Origin of the sequence: Methanococcoides burtonii DSM 6242, from assembly GCF_000013725.1 — an archaeon.
Classification (GTDB): Archaea; Halobacteriota; Methanosarcinia; order Methanosarcinales; family Methanosarcinaceae; genus Methanococcoides; species Methanococcoides burtonii.
In genome coordinates this window covers 2,376,438-2,398,978 of sequence record NC_007955.1, presented here as the reverse complement: position 1 = coordinate 2,398,978, position 22,541 = coordinate 2,376,438, and the positions used below count along the sequence as shown (strand labels likewise).

The following is a 22,541-nucleotide window of genomic DNA, read 5'->3' as shown; positions in this document are numbered from 1 at the left end:
ATATAACATGGGTAAACACAGATGTTCCGTCTGTAACTGGGTCTATGATGAAGAAGCGGAAGGGCAGGATTTCGATTCCCTGCCTGACGACTTCACATGTCCTGTCTGCGGCGCTCCAAAGTCTGCATTCGTTGCAGAGGAAGAAGGTAAAGGTAAAGAAGATATAAAGACCACTGTTGCAGAGAAGATAATTGAGCAACTTGAGATATTTGGTGTAAAGTATGTTTACGGAATACCAGGAGATTCCAATTTACCGCTAATAGAAGCCATTCGAAAGAGTGAAAAAATAAGATTCATCCTTACACGACACGAGGAGACAGCTGCTTTTATGGCATCAGCTCATGGGAAGATGACAGGAGAGCTCGGAGTATGCATGTCCATAGCAGGTCCGGGTTGCACTAACCTGATAACCGGATTGATGGATGCTGCCACTGACAGAAGTCCAGTACTTGCATTTGCAGGACAAATACCTGAAGTATATCTTGGAAGTGAAGCGTTTCAGGAAATAGACCAGATAGAACTGTTCAAACCATTCACGGAATTCGCAGAGACCATTGCAAGGGAGAATCAGGCTCTTAAGCTTGTCACAATGGCGACTAAATATGCATTCAAGAAACCCGGTGTATCGGTATTGAGCACACCAACAGATATACTTGCAGAAAAGCTTGATGAGAAGGTTTATCCTATCGAAAAAAGGATATTCTCCAACAAAACAGCCCCAAGAGATGAAGATGTTCGAAAAGCTGCAAACCTTATCAATGGATGTCAGAAGATCACCCTCTTTGTAGGCTGGGGTTCCAGACATAGTGGAAAGTTAATAAAGGAGCTATCTGCAAAACTGAACGCACCTGTTGCAACTACATCAAGAGCAAAAGGTGTCGTACATGAAAATGATCGGTTTAGTCTTGGTGTACTCGGGTCAATCGGTTCGAAACACGCTGCAAAGGCAATAAAGAACTGTGATCTGATAGTTATCATGGGTTCTGGTTTCAGGCAGGCAAACCTTGTACCTTCGGGAATAAAGATAGTACAGATAGATATCGATCCGACAAAGCTCGGCAAGACATTTGATGTTGATGCAGGGATCGTTGGTGATGCGGAACTTGTTCTCCAAAAACTTCTGCCACTTATTGAGAGGAAGAGAGAGAACACCGAATTTCTTGAATATATCGACAGAATGAAACAGGAACACCGCGAAGAACTTGAAGCCGAATCAAACGACCTTTCTATTCCGATAAGTTCCGGTTATGTGATACAGGCCATAAAACGCCATGCAGACAAAGATGCGATCATCTGTGTCGATGTAGGGGACCATACATACTGGTTCCAAGAAGTTCGTGTGTGAAGGACAGAGAACATTCATGTCCGCAAACATTGCAAGTATGGGATTTGCACTTCCGGCTGCATTATCAGCGAAACTTGATTATCCGGATAAGCAGGTCATATGCGTTACAGGCGATGGTGGCTTTGCAATGTTAATGGGGGATTTTACCACCGCTGTAAGAGAAGGCCTTGGCATTAATGTCATAGTCTTTAACGATGGTAAGCTCAAGAACATAAAGAAAGAACAGCTACGAGACAATTATCCCGAATACGGAGTGAGCTTCCCGAATCCCAACTTTGCAGAATTTGCCAGATCTACCGGAGGCGAAGGTTACAGAATAGAAGACCCGAAAGATCTCGATGATGCACTTAAAAAAGCATTCTCATCCGAAAAGGCATCACTTATTGAAGTTGTAGTTGACCCGGATAAAATGGCTGCAAGCACAAAAAGGGTAGATTAAGGGATTACTTCAACCCCTTTCCAAAAAGCAAAGTGACCAGTAATCTCTTTTGCTGCCTCTTTCGGTTCAGGATAGGACCAGGCAGCATCATTATTATCCTCCCCGTTGACAACGATATCAAAATAATGTGCCAGACCCTTCCAGGGACATGTTGAGCGGGTATCCGACTCTCTTAGATATTCTTTGTTCACCGACTCAGGTGGGAAATAAAGATTACCTTCGATCTCTTTTACCGACTCACTTTCCGCAAGTACAACTCCATTCCATTTTGCTATTGCCAAAATAACCACTCCTTATAAACAGTTGAAAAACATAGCTTATGTGGTTTTCGGTAAACAGCACTTTAATGAAATTAAAAATATCTGTTATGGGTATCGGGAATCAACAATCATCAAAAATAGAGATACCCATTTCCTCAAGAATTGTACCAAGCCTGAAAAGAGGAAGACCAACGACATTGAAGAAATCCCCATTGATACTTTCAACAAGCACAGCCCCTTTCCCCTGTATTGCAAAAGCCCCCGCTTTGTCAAGCGGTTCTCCTGAATTCACATAGGATGCGATCTCATCAGAGGACATCTGTTTCATATTAACATCTGTACTCACGTATTCACTGACACATTTGCCGGAATCCATATCGAGAATGGTCATTCCGGTGATAGCCAGAACAGACTTCCCACTGATGTTTTCAAGCATTTCCTTTGCATTATTCAGAGTATGGGGTTTTCCCAGAATGGCTCCATCACAGAAAACAACAGTGTCTGCAGAGATGATGATACCCGAATCGAACCTTAAGGCAACATCCTTTGCTTTCTCCAAAGAGTGAAAGACCACCAACTCTTCAACGTTCATTTCCTGCAGGGGAGTTTCTTCGTACGAGCTAACGCATACCTCAAAATTATTCCCGATCAACTTGGAAAGCAGCTCTTTCCTGCGAGGAGAGGCGGAAGCAAGTACGACCTTTCTCACATCACACACCTTTGAAGTAGTGACCAGAAGTGAAATCAGAACCCCGTTTGGAATAGATGACCGCATCCTTACCATCCATGACCCGGCGATATGCAGATGTAATTTCCTGAACATCCTTTTTACCATAAAGGGAAAGGTCCAGACGTATCACATCGATCCCGCATTCTTCGAACTTGTCCACATGGTCCAGCATCTCAGTGACCATTGAATCATAGATAAGTGTCCTTTCCCCGACACGCTTGACAGGATATTCATCACTCTTCGAATCGACAAGAAGGACCTCACTTCCTTCAATGGTGATCCCATTATCGATCAAAGGCTTTAGCAGATCATGTTCGGTTATGAGCATAAGTTCCCGCCCATGCGCAACAGCTTCGAGCTGGTGAGACTCCCCACGACAGGAGATATCATCCGCCACATCTTTCATCTCATCCATATTGAGTTCACTGGAAAGGGTCACACGGAATGCACCTGCCCTGTAGAACCCATCCGAAGTATAGGAATTGAATGTGTTGAACTCCTTCTGCACAACAAAAGGAATGCTCATCTTTCTTGCCAACTCGACCTGTCCAAGTGTATAACAAGCTATACGCAAACCTTCCTCTTTTACGGTCTCGAACATTGGAACAAGTGCATCCAGCTCAGCTTCATGCGATATACGGGGAGCCAGCACAACGATCTCCACCGTTTCCTTTACATCCCTGAAAGTTTCAGCATATTCCTCTGAAAGCAATTCCGAGAATTTGCCCATAGGCAGATAAACAATATCGGCACCACAATCCACAGCATCAAAAAGAGCAGCACTGTTCTTTACTTCCACACTTAGGAGAGGGACATTAATTTCAGACCCAACGGCAGCCCCATCATCGCAGAAATGTGTCATATCGGACAACTTCGGATGCTTTTCTTCCCTTCGGTAAGATGCCAGTATCTTTTCAAGCAGCATATCCGCAGCCTGCCTTCTGGCATTTGTAAGCACTCCCATCGGAATGAAGATGTCACCATTTATCCTCACATCGATGTCCTTTGCCTCAAATGAGGTGTCACCGAGTTTTCCTATGACCTCAACGATCTTTTCCTTTGACATCGGCGCATTCTGGGCCTTTTGCACTACGAACTCATCAACGAACTCAGCACTAAAAGAAGCAGAAGAAATCCTCACTTTCAGCACTTCACCAACACTTGCATCCACTTCAATGGAAACCGGCAATCCCTGTTTCCGTGTTCGCTGCAAACGTTCCAGAAGTCTTTGATCGGTAGTCAGATAAACCTCATTGCCTACAGAGACAGCCTTACCCGTCTTTGAGCTTATCTCAAGGGTAACAATATCCCTTTTATTTGCCTCTTTGATCTCCTCGCCATCTGCATCAAAAAGCTTGTTAACAGCTGACCCCAGAACACCGGCCTTTGTATGTATGCCCACACCATCTTTCAGACGAATATCCTCGTCCAATGTCAGAGTAATGCTTGTATTGTACTTGAAATCCTTCACATTGGTGATCTTGCCTAAAAATACACCATAACTTGAACTGTATTTCGAATGTGCAACATTCCTGTCGCCAAGAACGAAACCCTTGGTAAATCCTCTGTAGAACAACTGTGCAAGGTCCTTCTCGAATCCCTTGATCTCATCCTCGTCAAGTTCCTCAGAACCACAGAAAGCTTTCACGACCTGCTTATAAGCCAGAGAACTTTCGGTCACATATTCCGGTCTTTTCATCCTGCCTTCTATTTTCAGGCTTTTCACACCGGTCTTAACAATATCACCTATCTCGGAAAGAGTGCAGAGCTCCGCACAACTTATAGGGAATCTACCTGTTATCTTCTCATTGATAGTCCGACCGTTCACAACAAAAACATAAGGTCGCCTGCAAGGCTGTGCACAAGCACCACGATTGGCACTACGGTCATTGATGAAACTGCTGAAAAGACATTTACCGGAATAAGAATAGCACAACGCACCGTGTACGAATATCTCGATCTCAACATCGGAATTCTTAACAATGTCCTCGATCTCCTGAACCTCAAGTTCCCTCGAGACAATAACGCGAACAGCACCGGCATTTGCTATAAAGTCCACACCTTCTGGTGTGTGAACGGTCATCTGTGTGCTTGCATGCAATGCAAGGTCAGGATAGCTTCTGTGAAGGATGCTCAAAAGCCCGAGGTCCTGAAGGATGATAGCATCGATACCAAGCGAATATGCTCTGTCCACAACATCAAGAGCATGCTGGAGCTCATTCTGTTTCACAGGTATGTTCAATGCAAGGAAAGCCTTGATGCCATGAGAGTGAAGCAAGTCGATGGTTTCCCCAAGATCATCTACGGAAAAGTTCTTTGCGCCTTTTCTTGCATTAAGGTCCGTAACACCAAAATAGACAGCATCGGCACCGCCTTTAATTGCGCCCATCAATGCATCAACATCGCCTGCCGGAGCCAGTATTTCCGGAGGGGGACTACAGACCGTATTATCATTTTTCAAAATATCAACTCATCCATTTTAAGGGAGGTATCTTACTTTTCCGTAAGAAATACCTATCCCTATAAAAGAACTTCCTGTTCAGATCTCGTTTCTTAATTCCTGTGCTGCCTCATGCATACGGATAGAATCTTCTCCCCTTCCCATCTCACCAAGCAATGAACCAAGATTATCAAGGGTTATGGAAGCGTGTTTCTTGTAACGAACATTCTCCGGGTCAGCATTCAGCAATTCAACATATGCCTCAAGTGCTGATTCATAAATGCTCTTTGCATCTTCATGGCGACCCATATCAGCGAACAGTTTTGCAAGATTGTTCAATGTAAGAGCAGCACCGTACTGATATGCTGCATCCTCTTTATCCCTGTCAAAAAGATCGACATACGTTTTAAGGGAAGCCTCGAACATTGCTTTGGCTTCTGTGAACTCGCCATCCTGTGCAAACATCGTACCGAGGTTGTTCCTGATAGAAGCTATTCCGAACTCCTGCAGCATTGATGATTCGCCTTTTTCGATAAGCATTTTCCTTATGCTTAATGCCATTTCATAACTTGAACGGGCATCAACATTCCTACCTGCATTCATTAAGAAACTGCCCTTGCGATCATAGAGATCAGCTACTTTCGTATGATGCGAAAGATCAAATGGATCAATAAGAGAAAGCTTCTCGTACATCGAGATCAGGACATTGAGATCTTCTTCTTTTTCACTCTCATCACAGTCAATTTCAAGAAGACTTTCCATATCCGACAATACATTACGGAATATAGAAATGAAAGTGACATTTTCAGGTTCCCCTTGCATCAATTTCATCAGGATATTAAGAGTGGAACCATACATTGAACGGACATCATCAATACGACCAGCATTCATCAAAAGACCGATCATTATCCCATTGAGTTCTACGATCTTTATATGATACGAAAGATCGGAAGGATTAAGAGTGGAAAGCTTCTCATACATTGATATGAGGAAATTGAAATCGGCTTCCTTTTTACTGGCATCAAATTCCGTATCAAGAAGAGATTCCATATCAGTTAGTATAGTACGGACCATGGAAAGGAAAGTGACATTATCAGGATCCTTCTGAACCAGATCCATAAGAACATCAAGGATGGAATCAGACCTTGAACACGCATCATCGAGACGACCTGCGTTTATCAAAAGGATGATCATGCCCTCATTGAGTTCAGCGATCTTTGCATGATACGAGAGATCGGAAGGAACCAGAGTGGAAAGCTTCTCATACATAGAGATAAGGAAATCGAGGTCAGCTTCCTTTTTACTGGCATCACTTTCAGTTCCAAGAAGAGATTCCATATTAGTTAGTATAGTACCGATCATGGAAAGGAAAGTGACATTATCAGGCTCCTTCTGAACCAGACCCATAAGAACATCAAGCGTGGAATCAGACATTGCACGGGCAGCATCAAGATGACCAGCAGTTAGCAAAGTAAGAACCATGCCCTCATTGAGTTCAGCTATCTTTGCATGATACGAGAGATCGGAAGGATTAAGAGTGGAAAGCTTCTCATACATTGACATGAGGAAATTGAAATCGGCTTCCTTTTTACTGGCATCATTTTCAGTTCCAAGAAGAGATTCCATATTAGTTAGTATAGTACCGATCATGGAAAAGAAAGTAAAATTATCAGGCTCTTTTTGCACCAGATTCATAAGAACATCAAGGATGGAATCGGACCTTGAACACGCATCATCGAGACGACCACCATTTATCAAAAGAAGGATCATGAGGTCATTGAGTTCGGTGAGCTTTGTATGATGCGAGAGATCGGAAGGAACCAAAGTGGAAAGCTTCTCGTACATAGAAATGAGGACATTGAGTTCAGCTTCCTTTTCAGTTTCAGAACTATAAGTCTCAAGAAGATATTCCATGTCACTAAGTATCGTACGTATCATGGAAAGGAAAGTGACATTATCAGATTCCTTTTGTAACAGGTCCATAAGAACGTTAAGGGTGGAATCATATTTTGAACGGGCATCGGCAAGACGACCACCACTTATCAAAAGGATGATCATTCCCTCATTGAGTTCGGCGAGCTTTGCCGGATAGGAGAGATTTGAAGGTTCAAGAACAGAAAGCTTCTCATACATAGAGATGAGGACATTGAAAGCATATTCATTTTCACTATCATCATCGTTCATTTTGATGAGGGCTTCCATGTCAGTAACTATAGTACGGACCATAGAAAGGAATGTGACATTCTCAGGATCCTCATTGATAAGTTCCACCAGATCATTAAATGTGGACTCGTATTTTGACCGACCAGCAGAGAGACGACCAGCTTTCATCAGAACATTACCCATGCGCTGATTGAGTTCGGCGATCTTCACATAGTAGGAGAGATCGGAGGGGTCAAGCTGTGAAAGTTTCTCGTACATAGAGATAAGAACATTGAGATCAAATTCCTTTTCGCTATCAGCACAATCAACCTCAAGAAGATGTTCCATATCGGCAAGTAGAGTACGGAACATAGAAAGGAAAGTAAAATTGTCAGGATCATCCTGTATCAGATCCATCAGAACAGTAAGTGCAGAATCATACTTTGACCTAGCAGCAGCGAGGCGTCCAGCATTCATTAAAAGGCTGCCCACCCGCTCATTGAGTTCGGCGATCTTCACGTAATGGGAGAGGTCGGTGGGATCAAGAATGGAAAGCTTCTCGTATATCGAGGTAAGAACATTGAGATCAGATCCTTTTTCACCGTCATCAGCATTCATTTCAAAAAGAACTTCCATATCATTTACTATCGTACGGAAGGTCGAAAGGAAATTGGTATTATCAGGCTCTTCCTTGATCAATTTCGTCAGAACAGCAAGTGTGGAACCATAACTTGAGCGAGCAGCAGAGAGACGACCAGCATCCATTAAAAAACGACCCATGCGCTCATTGAGTTTGGCGATCTTTACATGGTGGGAAAAGTCAGAAGGATCGATTCTGGAAAGCATCTCGTACATGGAGATCAGGACATTGAGGCTTGATTCCTGTTTGCTGGCATCCATTTCAGTGTCAAGAAGAGATTCCATATCATCCAGAATCTCATGGATCATTGAAAGTAAATTGACATTTTCAGGATCCTCATGGACCATATCCATAAGAACGTAAAGAGTGGAATCAGACTTTGAACGAGCTTCAGCAAGACAACCGGCGTTTATCAAATGACGTATCATGCAGTTATCGAGATCGGAGATCTTTGTAACATAAGATACGTCAGAAGGATAAATATCGGAAAGATTCTCGTACATATAGATGAGGGTATTGAGATTAGATTTATGTTCGTTGACATCACGATCAGTTTCAAGAAGAAATTCCATATCATCCAGCATCTCACGGATCATGGAAAGTAAATTGACATTATTAGGGTCCTTCTGCATCAGATCCATGAGGTCGTCAAGAGTGAGATCCGATTTTGAACGAGCATCCTCGAAACGACCAGCAACTATCAAAAGCTGTACCATGCGGTCATTGAGTTCAGAGATCTTTCCAGCATAGGAGAGATCAGAAGGATCAAGAGCGGAAAGATTCTCGTACATAGAGATCAGGATAGTGAGATCGGCTTCCTTTTCGCTGACATCAGTATCATTTTCGAGAAGAGATTCCATATCATTAAGCATCGTACGGACCATTGGAATGTAATTTGCATAATCCTGATCATCCTTTATCAAATCCATCAGAACAGGAAGCATAAGCTCATACCCTGAACGGGCATCGGCAAACATCCCCTTGTCTGCATTGTCACGAGCAAGCTTTACCAGTCCGTGAATAGGATCAGTAATCCTTTCAAGAAAACGAGGTTCATCCTTTGCGAACCTTTGAAGCATATCCATCAGTTCATGAAGCTTCTTGCCGGAAGCAGCATATTCCTGCATATCAAAAAGGACATTTACCTGTTTTTCCAGTGTATCTGCAATTTGATCACGGAACAAATTGCCAGATGTATTATCCTTTAGCAGCCCGGAATATCCTCCATAAGTGCTTTCAAAATTTATTTTTGCATCTTCCAGGAGTCCCATATCGTAGAGAAGATTAGCAAGATTTGTCTGAATTGTCAGAGCTTTTGTAATATTAGAACTGTTCAGAGGGTCGAGTACAATGAGCTTAGCCGATAACTTAAGGGATCTTTCGAACCTTTCTTTTGCATCCTTTTGCTGACCCCTTTCGGCGAGGATGGTAGCAACATCATTGAGTGCAGAAGACATGGATGAACAATGGACAACATTATTCGGCTCCTTTGAAAGCAGTTTATCATATGCTTTCACTGTTTCTTCAAATAAATATCCGGCATGTTCCACATCGCCTTTATTGGCAAGAAGGGTGGCGGCCTTGTTCATAGCAAGGGCTTTGTGCTCCACAAATGAAGGATCCGAGTTTGCAAGACCGTCTAGTAGCTCAGATGCACCCAAGTACCTCTCAAGGGCTGCATCCTTTTCGCCGTTGGATTCCATTATTTTTGCAACCGATTGAAAAATATTTATTAGCAGATCCGTAGAGCCTGCGTCCTTTGCTTGTTTTTCAGCAACAAGCAATACTTCAAGAGCTTTTTTCTGTTGTCCGGCTTCTAAAAAGGACATCCCTTTTTTGAAATTACGAAGTGCCATATCTTTTGATCTTTGTGACATGATCTATAAACCTGTGATTAGTACCTGATTTCCACGTTATCCGACTACATTTAAAGCAAGCTATCGTTATTAGTCTTTGCCTAAAAGGGACTTTTATTTATATAGCCCGGTCCATTGTAAGAAGGATCTAACATGGAATTGAAGAACATATTGCGACAGGTAAAGGATGGCAGTACGGAACTTGAAAATGCGGAAAGCCAGATCCGTTCCATGGGATACGTACCCGTCTCAGATATCGCAAAGCTGGACACATTCCGAAAATGTCGAACCGGTTTCATGGAAGCAATTCTCGCAGAGGGAAAGGAAGCAGACGATATAATAGAGATTGTGAAAGCACACAAAAGGGCTACTGGAAGAACACTTATCACACGCATCAATGAAGTACAGGCATCTGCCCTTAGAAAGGCATTCGTGCCTGAAAATATCGAATGGGGCATACATTCAAGAACGGCTGTCGTGCATGATGGCACTCCTGTATCGAAGACAGGAGGCACTGTAGCCATAATTTCAGCCGGCACTGCGGATATCGATGTTGCAGAAGAAGCACGGATGGCTGCCTCAGAAATGGGGTGCAATACCATTAAGATATACGATGTGGGAGTGGCGGGATTTCATAGACTGATATCCGAGATGAAGAGCTTCGAAAAGAACAGACCTGATGCTATCGTTGTGGCAGCCGGAAGAGAGGGAACACTACCAACGGTGGTATCCAGCCTTATAGACGTACCTGTAATAGGCCTGCCCGTATCGACTGGATATGGAGCAGGTGCCAAAGGAGAGGCTGCACTTCTTTCGATGTTGCAGTCATGTTCTATATTATCAGTGGTCAACATCGATGCAGGGTTCGTGGCAGGTGCTTTTGCCGCAAGGATAGCAAATAGCATTGCAGAAGCGAGAAAGTAAGAGTTTTGAGGCGGGATAACATGAGAACACTTGTATTTGAGCCATTTTCAGGTGCTTCCGGAGATATGATCCTTGCAGGACTGATCGATCTCGGAGCAGACAAAGGGGAGATAGTGGAAGTTATCCAAGCCTCCGTAGATGTTTCCGTAACTATTGAAGATATCACTAAATGCGGGATACGTGCCACGGATGTTAATATACATACAAAGGACAGTGCAAGGATAAGGTCATTCGGGGAACTTATAGACATAATAAAGGATGCGAACCTTCCCGAAGAAGTGGAAAAAAATGCTATTGCTGTATTCAGGATTATTGGAGATGCGGAAGCAAAGGTCCACGGTATGTCTCTTGAGCAACTACATTTTCACGAGGTCGGTCAGGATGATGCACTTGCGGATGTCATAGGTTCTTGTTATGCAATTCACAGGATGAAGGTAGAAAATATATTGTGCACTCCGGTCAATGTAGGAGGGGGAAGCGTGAGAACTGCACATGGTACATTGCCTGTGCCAGTTCCTGCGACCACAGAGATACTAAGCGGAAGTGGTCTGGAGGTACATAGCAACGGTGATAGGGAACTTCTCACCCCAACAGGAGCTGCTCTACTCACTTATTTTGCAAACCCTAGCGACCAACTACCCACAGGAAAGATACTGACCACCGGATATGGAGCAGGAGATGCGGAAACTGACATGCCCAACGTTCTTCGTACAATGCTCATGGAAACCACAGGGAACCTTTCACGTGACCACATGGAAGTTCTTGAGACAAACGTGGATGATGTTACCGGAGAAGTGCTTGGGAATCTTTTTGAAACCCTAATGAAAGAGGGAGCCAAAGATGTAACGATTACACCTGCCACTATGAAAAAGGGGCGTACTGGCCACATCATACACGTTATCGCTCATCCTGAGAACAGCGAAAGAATCGCAAGGGAGCTCATAAGACAGACTGGGACCCTTGGAGTTCGCATCCTCCCAACGAAGCATCGTTTTATTGCAGAGCGTAAGATGGAAAAAGTGAATATAATAATAGGGAAGCAGACATTTCAAGTAACTGTAAAGATAGCACATGACAGGTCTGATGAAGTTCTTCATATTTCAGCTGAATTCGAGGATTGCAGAAGAATAAGTCAGGAATGCGGACTTCCCTTGAAAGAAGTGATAAGGCGCGCCGAGGAGAAGGCCTGGAACAATATTCTAAAGAAATAAAATGTAGGGTAGATTATTTGATAATGGGTGCATAAATTGAACGCTTGTCAAAAATGAAGCCACAAAGTTGCATTTATTAAGAAAGGGCATTTCAAAACAAACCTGCTTGTTATTAAAGAAAAGGCAGTAGTAGCGTGAAATACATCTTATATATTATAATGATCTTACTCCGAAAAAGATGCTTACATCAAAATTGATCATTTTCTACTTTTTTTAGCAAATTTCAGATTTTAATGCCATTAGAAATTGATTTTAAGAGATATAATAACAGTTATCCGATCTTCAGAAAATAAGTATTATTTGAAATATACACTGACAAAAAGACCAATAACTTCAACAGATGTTGATTTTTTAGAATAATAAAGTTATTAAAGCACATATCATAAATTATAGAAAACATTATATGCATAAAGTTTTGCACAAGCAAATTTGTTTATAAAAAAATTATAAACAAACATTAAATTTAGCACATTTGCAAGAAGGATATATAAATGCATGAGTAAACTATAAATAGTAGAATATTAGACTTCATTTGCCGATTGAATAACAGGCGATCGGCAAAAAGGAGTCCAAAAACGATTTAACTAAAAGGAGAAACAGTTATGTCTGAGAAAATAGAGGTCCGAGTAGTCAATACTTCACCAATGGCACATGTATTGCATGGGTTCAAATTGAGCGATGCAAAACCTGAAAACAAAATGCATGCAATCCCAGATATTCATGCATCCATTGCAGAATGATATTTGTTTTTTGTCAGGCATCGATATTCATTGCAGATATCGTGCCAACTATATTTTCTTCAATAATTGGCCATTCGGCCAGAACTAAAATTAAAAAAGTTGTTCGTAAGGATTTATTTCCTCACGACATCTTTTGCTTGTTTTAAATATCCGGTACACTCATCCATTTTCGTAGCTGCCGTACGGATATGATCTGCAACTTCCTTAAATCCCGCAGCTTCCAGCTTGGAGATCCAATCGTTGAAGCTCTTGCTATGACTTTCACTATGTTCGATCCAATGTTCCAGAAGATGTTCCAGTTTACCTTCATCAAGTTCTTCTACCATGATAATACCTCCACTTTGAAATTCATACAGTTCTTGGGTCGGTTATTTCACCTGTGATCGCTGATGCCGCTGCTGTAGCAGGAGATGAAAGATAGATGAAACCGCCTTTGCCCATCCTGCCTCTGAAATTACGGTTTGCTGTCGAGATACATACCTCACCTTCACCGATAACCCCCATATGTCCGCCAAGACATGGACCACATCCAGGAGAGCCCAGTGTGACACCAGCATCGAGAAGTGTTTCTGCTGTACCATTTCGGACAGCTTCAAGCATTATTGAACGGGATGCCGGAATTACAATGGTCCTTACAGCGACCTGCTCACCTTTGAGGATCTCAGCGGCCACTTCAAGATCTTCCAGTCGTCCATTGGTACAGGTTCCGATGAACACCTGGTCCACCTTTTTACCCTCGATCTCCGATACATCACACACATTGTCCACCTGATGCGGAAGTGCAATCTGTGGCTCAAGGTTCGCACCATCAATGTCATATTCTGCACAGTATTCAGCATCCTCATCTGCATAAACTGGCTCATAACCTTCCACAGCCCTGCCTTCAAGGAAATCGAAGGTCTTTTGGTCAGGCGGAACGATGCCTGCTTTAGCACCCATCTCAATAGCCATATTTGATAAGGTCATCCTGCCGGATATTGACAGATCGGTTATTGTATCACCATAGAATTCAGCAGCTTTGTAAGTAGCTCCGGATGCACCAACCGTACCGATCACTTTGAGTGTTACGTCCTTGGCAAGAACATCCTTCTTCAGTTTTCCGGAAGCAGTTACTTTAATGGTCTCAGGCACCCTGAACCAGAGTTCACCGGATGCAAATATCTCGGACATGTCAGTTGCACCGACACCCGTACCAAACGCACCGAAAGCGCCATAGGTGCATGAATGGGAATCAGCACCAACAACGAGCTTTCCCGGCATTGCAAAGCCGTTCTCAGGAAGGACCTGATGGCAGATACCTTCACCAACATCGAAGAAGTTCGGTATGCCCTGCCCCCCGATCCATTCACGGATATCATGATGTAAATCCGCAGTAGTTTCCGTGTTTGCAGGAGTTAAATGATCAAAAGGAATAACAATGCGCTTTGGATCCCACACATTTTCAAGCCCCATGTTCTTGAAAGAACGTACTGCAAGCACACTTGTGCCATCGTGAGCCATTGCATAGTCTACTTTTGCCATGACGAACTCATTGGCTTTTACATCCTTTCCACTTGCTTTGCTGAATATTTTTTCACTGATGGTACTCAAAAGATTAACTCCTTGTGTCTCTTGCTTAGTATATATTACAGTACAATGAACATGTAAATATTTATATCCGTCCACTGATCGAAATATATCTAAAAAAAGATGATTTCAACGGTAAAAAAGAAAGGTGCAAAAGGCCAGAAAGAAAGAAAAGTAGATTAAGATAAGCTCTTAAGCTTTTCAATATTCTCCAAGAGAATTTTGTTTTCAGCCAATACTTTAGATTCAATGGTCTCAATGATCTCGTTCATTGGAACAATGAGCGAATAAACCTTTATTGGCCTTCCTTTGCCCTGTTCCTTCTTTATTTCTTCGACATCGACCCAATTGTTCTCTTTGAGATAGTTCATAGCGATGCTGACTTCCGGCTGCCTCAGACGAGACATCATCTCGACCTCACGAGAAGTTATCCGTTCAGTACTAAGTAAACAAGCAAGTGCTTTTGCAACCGGTTTTGATACATTAAGCTTCTGAAGAAGCATCACCATTTCATGTTCTTTGTCATCCATATACGACTCTCCGTTATCCATGTCCACCATTATAACGCATATTTTATAAAGAACATATTATCTTAGTAGTTTATAAGATTTATGGTATTTTTAATATAATAGTTACAAGATAAACATCTGCATAGACTTTCGGCCGAATATAAATAAAATGATAAATTCCAATAAAATCACGCCTCTGATACCCATATACCACCCGCATAACTTCCATTTGAGCGAAATAATCATGGTTTTTCACCAACAGAGATCACAGCGATATTTCTCAGAATATTGGTTTAGCCCGAATTTGACAGTTTATAAAAATTAATGTTAATTTATGTGGCATTTTGCTTATTTTCTATCAATATTTGCCTAATCTGTAACTAAAATAAGAATATATCACAAATTATAGTTTTTACATAACATTAATTAACATAAATATTTAACTTAATAACAATTGTCCAATTCTAAAAGACTAAAAAATAGAACTGTCAAACTTGGGGTTTAGAAAAGAAAACAAAAAGCAAAAGCTTTTTTTTGAAAACTATTAATAAGAACAAGAATAGTGGGCCCGATGAGATTCGAACTCATGGCCTCACGGTTATCAGCCGTGCGCTCCACCTAGCTAAGCTACGGGCCCAATGCGTATCTTGCACGATGCTGTTCATCGTACGAGCTACACAATACTCATTCTATTACATTAAGATTTCGCTTTGGATCCGCCTCTCCCCGAAAAAATAAATGGAGATGAGGAGGAGAGTTTCAGCAGAAAGCGATAGGTTTATCTGACATTATTGTAACTATGTCACTAATTATCTAATTCAATAATTCAATTGTGGGCCGGTAGATCAGGGGAAGATCGCTACCTTGGCATGGTAGAGGCCTCGGGTTCAATTCCCGACCGGTCCACCAACCTTTTTTAGAGATACATATCTTGAAATTATTTTTTTGCATTTTATTTGCTAGATTGTCAAGTGTGCTAATTTTCCCATATTTCCACCAGAAGGTTCTGAACGATCCAAGGGAAGTGACGCCTGAGGAGATACTTACCGAGACATACGCACCCATAGACAGAACATATTTTATCGGCCGGTCTTGACGTTTACTTTCAGATAAAAGGATCTGTGAACCATTATCCCTGTTGCCTACGGTTCAACGTGTACATCTGTACCTTTTTCATCTTTGCAAGGTTGATCGTTCGATCCATTTCAGCTTTTTCCAGAGGACGGGCTTCCAGATAACCACTATCTACCGCTTCATTAAATATTTCATACCCGACAGAGGACCTTATAAGCACTGTTGTCCAACCAACCGGGGTTCCCACGCCACCAAATGAAATATCAGTATTCTCTGAAACCATGTCCGTACAGTATTTGCATGAACTGCATCGGTACTGATCTAATTCTGAAAGATCATAGCTCTTCATACCTTCAGAAGTACCAAGCTCAAAAAGACCTTTTCGGATCTTCATAGAGTGGATATCATTAAGGTCCATACCCTTTGACTCAACGAATTCCTTAATCCCGTCATGTTCAAAGCTGTCCATACAGAACAGACCGAACTTAAGCACCCTTGCCCTTAAGAAAAGATGAAGAAAACCATAAGAACTTGTCTGCATCTTGTGTACTGCATCTATATTGCAACTTGGACCAACAAATCCAATGCTCCCCATCCCCTGCTTTATGGCGCTCATCAAAGGTTCCAGTGTCATACTATGGGTATAGATGCTGCCAGCAGACTCAAGCACTTCAGCAGAGGTTCTAACTATCACAGGCTCAGCCTTCCAGGGTTCATCCTTAGATCGTTTCGTAACGACCGCACAATCAAGCAACCCTTCATCAAGTGCATATGCAAGCATTGAAGTTACAACGCCACCATCCTGCCCTTTTACCCCGGGGATCGCGGACCTTGCAGCATAAGCGTACCTTATCTTTCCAATGAGGTCCTCTTCCTTGGTAATGGTTCTAGGACATTGATTATAACAAACCCCACAGGCAGTGCATTTGCCCACAAGTTTTGGCTTGTTGTCCACAAAAGTGACATATTCACAGGAAGCAACACATGCACCACACAAAGTGCATATTCCAGTCTTGATTATCTCCTTGTTCAACCTGCCAAAAGATATTTTCTCACGATCACCGATATTGCGCTTAAGGCGTATAACGCTTTTTTCAAGCCTGTCGAACTTGCTCTTGCACTTACCAGAACAGAAATAGTATGTTTTGCCACCATATTCAGTGACAAAGTCACTCTTTTCAGACATATGAACTTTACAGATGGGATCAATGAACATTGTTATCATTCCAAAAGGATGTGAATGATAGAACTAATAAATCATTCGTATTAAAGCTAACTTTAATGAATGTTAATTTTAATTGTTGATAATGATGGAAATTAAGAGAACTAAAAAACCCATTTACAAAAAATAAAATTAGCCCCCACATTAAAAAATGCAGGGGAATGAAACCTTTTTTACACATATTATTTCTTTCTCATGAACCCCACATAGATCATCCCGACAGATACTAGAAGGATCAAGGTCCCCACAATATCAGATGTTGAGAAAGGAGAACTTTCCACTTCGGTTTCAGAAATCGATTCAGAGGTCATCTCATAACCTTCCACATAATTGTCAGGAGAATCAGCAGCTTTTACAGGAGAAGGATCACTCTCAAGATCAACGTCATAGCCACCTGTTGAACTTGAATTCTGGTTCGCACTTTCAGAGACAACCGCTTTTCCTGAAGAACTGCCACCATTACTTCTAACAGCAGTGCTGGAAACTTCCTGCTTTGGAACCTCTCGTTGTGTCGCATCCTCCAAGATACGCTGATAATCATCTAAAGTGCTCATACTAACAGCCCCTGAAGCAAGTGCCTGATTCACAACATAGTCATCAAGAGGAATGTTGCCACACGTGTGATGGCAGCAGGTCACACCATTTTCAACGACGGATTCAACATATTCCTTGACAAGATGGTCAATGACCTCCTGAGGAGCATCCCAGTAATCCTTTCTTGCAGCCTCAAGCATCCTTCCTGTAATGGACTGATAAGCACCCGGATTATTCTCATTGAACCATTCCCTCATCTCATCATTGACATATGTATTGTGAAGCATTTCCCAGGTAGAATCATCAACCAGTTCTGGATCCGAAACTTCCGCAAGCCATACATTATCAATAATTTCTGCAAACATCCTGCCACCTGCATAACCTGACCCCTTCATACCTTCGATCCATTTCGGGTTAAAAGCAGTGGTACGTAAATCTTTCATAAAGTATTCTTTCAGAGTAGAGAGCTCAGTCATCTCAGGGTCACTACCATCCACAACATAAGAATCAGGGTTATCTCCAGAAAGATTCCTTATCGCCAGATTCAATGCTCCAAAATATTGGAAGAAATCATCATTGTCTATGGAATTATATAGATTGGAGTTTACAGAATGAACTGAAGCATCTACATTCATGAGATTGGCTATAAGGGACTGACTGAACTCATATCCCCAAAGTTCACTACCATAAAGGAATCCCATCTTTTCAAGATAGATATTTACGATCTCTTCATCTGACTCCCAGGAACCACTTGCACCCATTGCATTTCCAGTTCCGATCTCATAAGTTCCATCACGCACCGCATAACAGCGCATAGTGGACAACTTCCTTGCAAGATTGGATGCAGTTTCCTCATCCATTGTCTTAGACAGCTCTTCATAGTACTGCTCATAGTTTGCATCTGAATGTTCACGTACATAGTTTGGATAATTCACCGGTTCGATACTATTGGCAAGTCTTATCGAATCATCTATCATCTGCACCTTGCTCGGGAAAGCATCACGCATTCCGGCAGTAAGATAAACGATATCGATACGAGGTCTCCCGGGAACTGAAGGATCATAGTTTGGAAGCAACTCCTCTTCAGGTATTTCTTCGACACCGATCACATATCCATTATCTTCATCCCACACCGGCCTGACACCAAGTGTGTACATTATTGCAGCTTCGAGAGTACCATGATCACGTATGAACTCCACACCGAACCTTGAGAATGCAATCGTATCTGGATACGTACCATTTTCGCTGTCATAAGTTGCATCTATCAGATCAATCGCCATTTGTTTGCCAACTAACCATGTAGCCTTAGAAGGATAAAGCTCAGGATTCACACCATAGAAGTTCCTGCCAGTAGGCACAGACTCGGGATTCATCACAGGATCAGTGCCCGGACCTGCCGGAATGAAACCTGCATTGAGTGCAGATAAAAGCCGGTCCATTTCCATTGAAGAATCTACAAGCCGATCCCTATAAACGAGACCTTTCACGAGATCCACAGTTACAGACTCATTGGTCTTGCCATAGAACATCATCTGGGACTCATTCACATCAGTACCATTGGTTACAACTTCCCAGAGCATCTGATCTACACGTGTGTCATTGAAAGGAACCCCCAGAGGATAATCATCTTCAGGATAGAATGCTGACAGAACTGACCCCTCAAATCCACTCTTGAGCATCGATCTGACCATCAGAGACAATTCATCATGAAGATAACCGGTAGTGTTCGTAGCAGGCGTTTCACCGAAGATATGCATACCATAAGGGATATTCTCACCCTCGATCTCTTCAATATACTCATGCAGCACATTTTTAACAAAACTACTGAACTCGGACTCATTGTAGCTTGCCAGATCGGTTATATTAAGCCCGAGGTCAGAATCGATGTGTGTTTCTCCGATCTCGTAAACTATCTGTGCCTGATAAGCAGCCTTTGTCTCGGGACTCATCTCAGGTCCATAGTAGATCTGTGTCAAACGAGACAACTCTTCGATCTTACCATAACTTCCCGAACGCTCAAGTGTAGGGGTCATGTGGTCTACGATAAGTGCATTACCACGGTATTCAGCGGTCAGACCTTCTCCGACATTTGCAACTATGTAAGGATAGATGTTCGGAAGGTCCTGAAGCAACAATGGTGCCCATTCGGTCTTTCTGTCAAGACCATAAGACTTTCCAGGAAGCCATTCATGTGTTCCATGGGTTCCGAAATGTATGATAGCATCTGGTTGCCAGTCATTGTTCAACCATAGGTAGAAACCGATGTATTGATGGGTCGGAGGAACAACACTACTATGATACAGCGTATCGTCATTCTGCATGAAACCACGGGCTGGCTGTGGCATTAACAATACATTTCCATACTGTACAGCAGGAATGACCAAATACTGACCCGTTTCATTTTCCCATATCATCACAGACTTGTTCTCAGGAAGCTCTTCTGCCCATGGCTCACCCCATTCTTCAATGACGGAATTTCTTAGGTCTTCAGGAAGTTCTTCTTCGAACCATTGCTTATACGTTTCCATCGGAATAAGCTGAAGTCCCCATTCGGTGCGGTTCTCCACCATCTCATCAAGAACACCAGGTGCCCAGGAACCAGCGTTTATACCCTGTGCCCATATCCTTTCAAGAAGTTCGCTGTTGTTAGCAGGAAGATCAGAAACAGTATAATTTGCATCATCCATTTCATCCAGCAAAAGCCTCATGCTTGTGATGGTATCGAGATAGCTTGCCCCGATGTTATCCTTTCCTGAAGGATAGTTGTAGTAGATAACAGCTACTTTTTTATCTTCGTTCTCAGCAAGTTTCAACTCTGCCCATTTGATAGATCTGTTACTTATCCAATCGACCTGTCCATCGATCGGTACATATTCACTACTCATGGATTCAGCATCGTATATTGACTGCCCGACCAGAATGTATTCAAAGATACCATCAAGATTTGGTGATATCGTCTTTCGCACCATCTGAGCATTGGGAATACCACTATTGGAATCTGCAACATTGGTAGAATCAGATATTTCTGCTACTATTCCCCTTAGAACAGGAACATTGAGCTTTTTCAGTTCTTCCTCGCCTTTTAAAGGATCAAGGTAATTAAGTCTAAAGCTCTTGAGAGAAATAACAGACTGTACAAGTGGTTCCTCGTTTTCGTCACAATAGTACTGAACGATATCATCGAATGTATCAAAACCAACTATAACGTTACAGTCCTTGGATTCAATGTCTTCTATCAAAGCATCGACCACACCGGTCTGGCCATTCTGAACGTCATTCCGGTGGAACCACATCCCGATAGTAGGTCTTGAAGGATCGTACACCCTTCTTTCAGAGCTTTCCTGCTGATACCATTCAAGATATTCAGCTGTTGTTTCAAAATACTTGTAGCCATAGTCGGGATGGTAAATTCCTACTGCAGGAAGACCACTTGATGAAACATTTGCATAATCCCACCCAGCAGTCAAAGCAGTCTCCCCACCATACTCTTTTGCAATATAGACAAGCAGGCTTTCAGCGTTTCTTAATTCGGCTGATGTGCTTACGCCCATATTGTTGTAATAGTTACAGATCGTATCATTGATCGAACCGTTGGAGACATAATCAAAGTATTCAGGAGTGTCTGTTGAGCGAATATCAAGTAAAGAAGTACCATTATCATGCATATCTGCAAAAGTATCGTTCAATGGAATAAAGAGACCAGAAGAGAACATATCACAGAAAATGACATTTTGTTCTGCAAGTACACCACTGGATATAGATCCTAAAAGCTCATCGCTTGGACCCCATGTTGTCGTGTTGTAAGCAGGAATGTAATTGTATTCTATGAATTCAGCATACGGATTGCTTTGACTTGCATTTGCGAGGGCCATACTTGGAGAATAAGCAATATACGAGACTTTAATTGAAACCCAATTGTCGGTCACATCTGGCTTATTGCCATATTCATCTGCAAGATAGAGCAACATATCTTCCGCATTCTTTACACCGACTTGATCTGTTCCTAAGTTGTTATAGTAGTTGCAGATAATATCGTCAATGGACCCATTTGAAGCATAATCAAAGTATTCAGGAGTACCGGTTGAACGAATATCAAGTAACGAAGCTCCATTATCATGCAAAGCTGAGAATGTATCATTCATTGGATCAAAGAGACCAGAAGAGAACATGTCACAGAAAAGGAGATCCTGACGAGCAAGCTGACCATTCTGTGAAGCTTCCAGCAATTCATCACTAGGACCCCAGGAAGTCGTATTGTAAGCAGGGATATATGTGTACATAATATCGTCATGGTGGAGATTGCTCTGGCTTCCAAGATCAAGAGCAGTACTTGGAGAATAGGCGATATAGGTGATCAGGACCATCCATTCGTCTGTAATATCATGCTGGTTGCCATATTCTATTGAGATGTGACTCAATAACTTTTCAGCATTTTCAACACCATTTTCATCTGTACCCATATTGTTATAGTAGTTGCAAATGGTATCGTCAATAGAACCATTTGAAACGTAATCAAAGTATTCAGGAGTACCGGTTGAGCGAATATCAAGTAATGAAATACCATTATCATGCACTGCTGACAATGTATCATTCATTGGGATGAAGAGACCAGAAGAGAACATGTCACAAAGGATCGCATCCTGTTGGTCCAGAATACCATTTTGAGCAGCATTAAGCAATTCATCGCTTGGTCCCCAGGAAGTTGTGTTGTAAGCGGGTATGTAAATATACCCGATCTCATCACTGTGTTCATGGCTCTGACTAGCCATTTCCAAAGCTGAACTTGGAGAATAGGCAATATACGCAATGTTCACTTTGTTCTCGTCTGCCGATACCACTGGCGAAATCGCCAGTAAAATCAAAACACTTAATAGTAATAATTGATGTTTTATATTCTGCATATTATCCA

14 protein-coding genes and 2 tRNA genes are annotated in these 22,541 nt (G+C 42.2%); 6 read left to right on the top strand and 10 right to left on the bottom strand.

Translation table 11 applies throughout. The features are described 5' to 3' along the window. Positions 1-7: 7 nt before the first annotated feature. Together MBUR_RS11740 and MBUR_RS11735 are read left to right on the top strand one after the other, a co-directional pair. Complete coding sequence (locus MBUR_RS11740; RefSeq protein WP_048063411.1) at positions 8-1,345, top strand: thiamine pyrophosphate-binding protein; 1,338 nt, start codon at positions 8-10, stop codon at positions 1,343-1,345. Further along, positions 1,338-1,784 (top strand): thiamine pyrophosphate-dependent enzyme, encoded by a 447-nt coding sequence (locus tag MBUR_RS11735; RefSeq protein WP_269479024.1) that lies wholly within the window; start codon positions 1,338-1,340, stop codon positions 1,782-1,784. Before MBUR_RS11740 ends, MBUR_RS11735 begins: the two co-directional genes overlap by 8 nt. On the opposite strand, the gene MBUR_RS11730 is transcribed toward MBUR_RS11735, so the two are convergent. The 4 genes from MBUR_RS11730 to MBUR_RS11715 form a co-directional block, all read right to left on the bottom strand. After that, positions 1,781-2,074, bottom strand: a complete 294-nt coding sequence (locus MBUR_RS11730) for a DUF427 domain-containing protein (RefSeq protein WP_394295778.1) — start codon at positions 2,072-2,074, stop codon at positions 1,781-1,783. The genes MBUR_RS11735 and MBUR_RS11730 overlap by 4 nt on opposite strands. Before the next feature lie 91 nt (positions 2,075-2,165). After that, positions 2,166-2,753, bottom strand: coding sequence for a Maf family nucleotide pyrophosphatase (locus MBUR_RS11725; protein ID WP_011500266.1), 588 nt, complete (start codon positions 2,751-2,753; stop codon positions 2,166-2,168). Position 2,754: 1 nt separating this feature from the next. Next, complete coding sequence (locus MBUR_RS11720; protein ID WP_011500265.1) at positions 2,755-5,235, bottom strand: U32 family peptidase; 2,481 nt, start codon at positions 5,233-5,235, stop codon at positions 2,755-2,757. A 78-nt stretch (positions 5,236-5,313) separates the two neighbouring features. Continuing rightward, a complete protein-coding gene (locus tag MBUR_RS11715; RefSeq protein WP_011500264.1) occupies positions 5,314-9,873 on the bottom strand; it encodes a tetratricopeptide repeat protein in 4,560 nt (1,519 codons plus the stop codon). Positions 9,874-10,005: 132 nt separating this feature from the next. Between MBUR_RS11715 and larB the strand changes: the two genes are divergently transcribed. The 3 genes from larB to MBUR_RS13955 all read left to right on the top strand — a co-directional run bounded on the left by larB (position 10,006) and on the right by MBUR_RS13955 (position 12,727). Next, positions 10,006-10,776, top strand: a complete 771-nt coding sequence (gene larB, locus MBUR_RS11710) for a nickel pincer cofactor biosynthesis protein LarB (protein ID WP_011500263.1) — start codon at positions 10,006-10,008, stop codon at positions 10,774-10,776. A 20-nt stretch (positions 10,777-10,796) separates the two neighbouring features. Then, positions 10,797-11,987: a nickel pincer cofactor biosynthesis protein LarC gene (gene larC / locus MBUR_RS11705; RefSeq protein WP_011500262.1), complete on the top strand. Its 1,191-nt coding sequence runs from the start codon at positions 10,797-10,799 to the stop codon at positions 11,985-11,987. A 602-nt stretch (positions 11,988-12,589) separates the two neighbouring features. Beyond that, on the top strand, positions 12,590-12,727 hold the full coding sequence (locus MBUR_RS13955) for a hypothetical protein (protein WP_157196732.1): 138 nt from the start codon (positions 12,590-12,592) through the stop codon (positions 12,725-12,727). A gap of 113 nt (positions 12,728-12,840) precedes the next feature. Here MBUR_RS13955 and MBUR_RS11700 read toward each other — a convergent pair whose 3' ends face one another. The 4 genes from MBUR_RS11700 to MBUR_RS11685 form a co-directional block, all read right to left on the bottom strand. Then, the gene (locus tag MBUR_RS11700; RefSeq protein WP_011500261.1) at positions 12,841-13,053 is read right to left on the bottom strand and encodes a hypothetical protein; all 213 of its coding nucleotides are present in this window, start codon (positions 13,051-13,053) and stop codon (positions 12,841-12,843) included. A 22-nt stretch (positions 13,054-13,075) separates the two neighbouring features. Next, positions 13,076-14,308, bottom strand: a complete 1,233-nt coding sequence (locus MBUR_RS11695) for a 3-isopropylmalate dehydratase large subunit (protein WP_232222166.1) — start codon at positions 14,306-14,308, stop codon at positions 13,076-13,078. Positions 14,309-14,472: 164 nt separating this feature from the next. Then, positions 14,473-14,823, bottom strand: a complete 351-nt coding sequence (locus MBUR_RS11690) for a transcriptional regulator (RefSeq protein WP_011500259.1) — start codon at positions 14,821-14,823, stop codon at positions 14,473-14,475. A gap of 542 nt (positions 14,824-15,365) precedes the next feature. After that, a tRNA-Ile gene (locus MBUR_RS11685) sits at positions 15,366-15,439 on the bottom strand. 197 nt (positions 15,440-15,636) lie between these two features. Between MBUR_RS11685 and MBUR_RS11680 the strand changes: the two genes are divergently transcribed. Next, positions 15,637-15,711, top strand: a tRNA-Ala gene (locus MBUR_RS11680). 220 nt (positions 15,712-15,931) lie between these two features. Here MBUR_RS11680 and MBUR_RS11675 read toward each other — a convergent pair. Both MBUR_RS11675 and MBUR_RS11665 read right to left on the bottom strand, forming a co-directional pair. Next, entirely contained in the window at positions 15,932-17,092 is a 1,161-nt protein-coding gene (locus MBUR_RS11675) for a Coenzyme F420 hydrogenase/dehydrogenase, beta subunit C-terminal domain (RefSeq protein ID WP_048063408.1), read from the bottom strand. 188 nt (positions 17,093-17,280) lie between these two features. Further along, on the bottom strand, positions 17,281-22,533 hold the full coding sequence (locus MBUR_RS11665) for a cobaltochelatase subunit CobN (protein WP_011500257.1): 5,253 nt from the start codon (positions 22,531-22,533) through the stop codon (positions 17,281-17,283). Between the last annotated feature and the right edge of the window lie 8 nt (positions 22,534-22,541).

What these genes read in the sequence shown, in the direction of transcription:
- MBUR_RS11740 (WP_048063411.1), top strand. Translation starts at nt 8, where the DNA reads ATGGGTAAACACAGATGTTCCGTCTGTAACTGGGTCTATGATGAAGAA.
- MBUR_RS11715 (WP_011500264.1), bottom strand. Translation starts at nt 9,873, where the DNA reads ATGTCACAAAGATCAAAAGATATGGCACTTCGTAATTTCAAAAAAGGG.
- larB (WP_011500263.1), top strand. Translation starts at nt 10,006, where the DNA reads ATGGAATTGAAGAACATATTGCGACAGGTAAAGGATGGCAGTACGGAA.
- larC (WP_011500262.1), top strand. Translation starts at nt 10,797, where the DNA reads ATGAGAACACTTGTATTTGAGCCATTTTCAGGTGCTTCCGGAGATATG.
- MBUR_RS13955 (WP_157196732.1), top strand. Translation starts at nt 12,590, where the DNA reads ATGTCTGAGAAAATAGAGGTCCGAGTAGTCAATACTTCACCAATGGCA.
- MBUR_RS11700 (WP_011500261.1), bottom strand. Translation starts at nt 13,053, where the DNA reads ATGGTAGAAGAACTTGATGAAGGTAAACTGGAACATCTTCTGGAACAT.
- MBUR_RS11690 (WP_011500259.1), bottom strand. Translation starts at nt 14,823, where the DNA reads ATGGATGACAAAGAACATGAAATGGTGATGCTTCTTCAGAAGCTTAAT.
- MBUR_RS11675 (WP_048063408.1), bottom strand. Translation starts at nt 17,092, where the DNA reads ATGTTCATTGATCCCATCTGTAAAGTTCATATGTCTGAAAAGAGTGAC.
- MBUR_RS11665 (WP_011500257.1), bottom strand. Translation starts at nt 22,533, where the DNA reads ATGCAGAATATAAAACATCAATTATTACTATTAAGTGTTTTGATTTTA.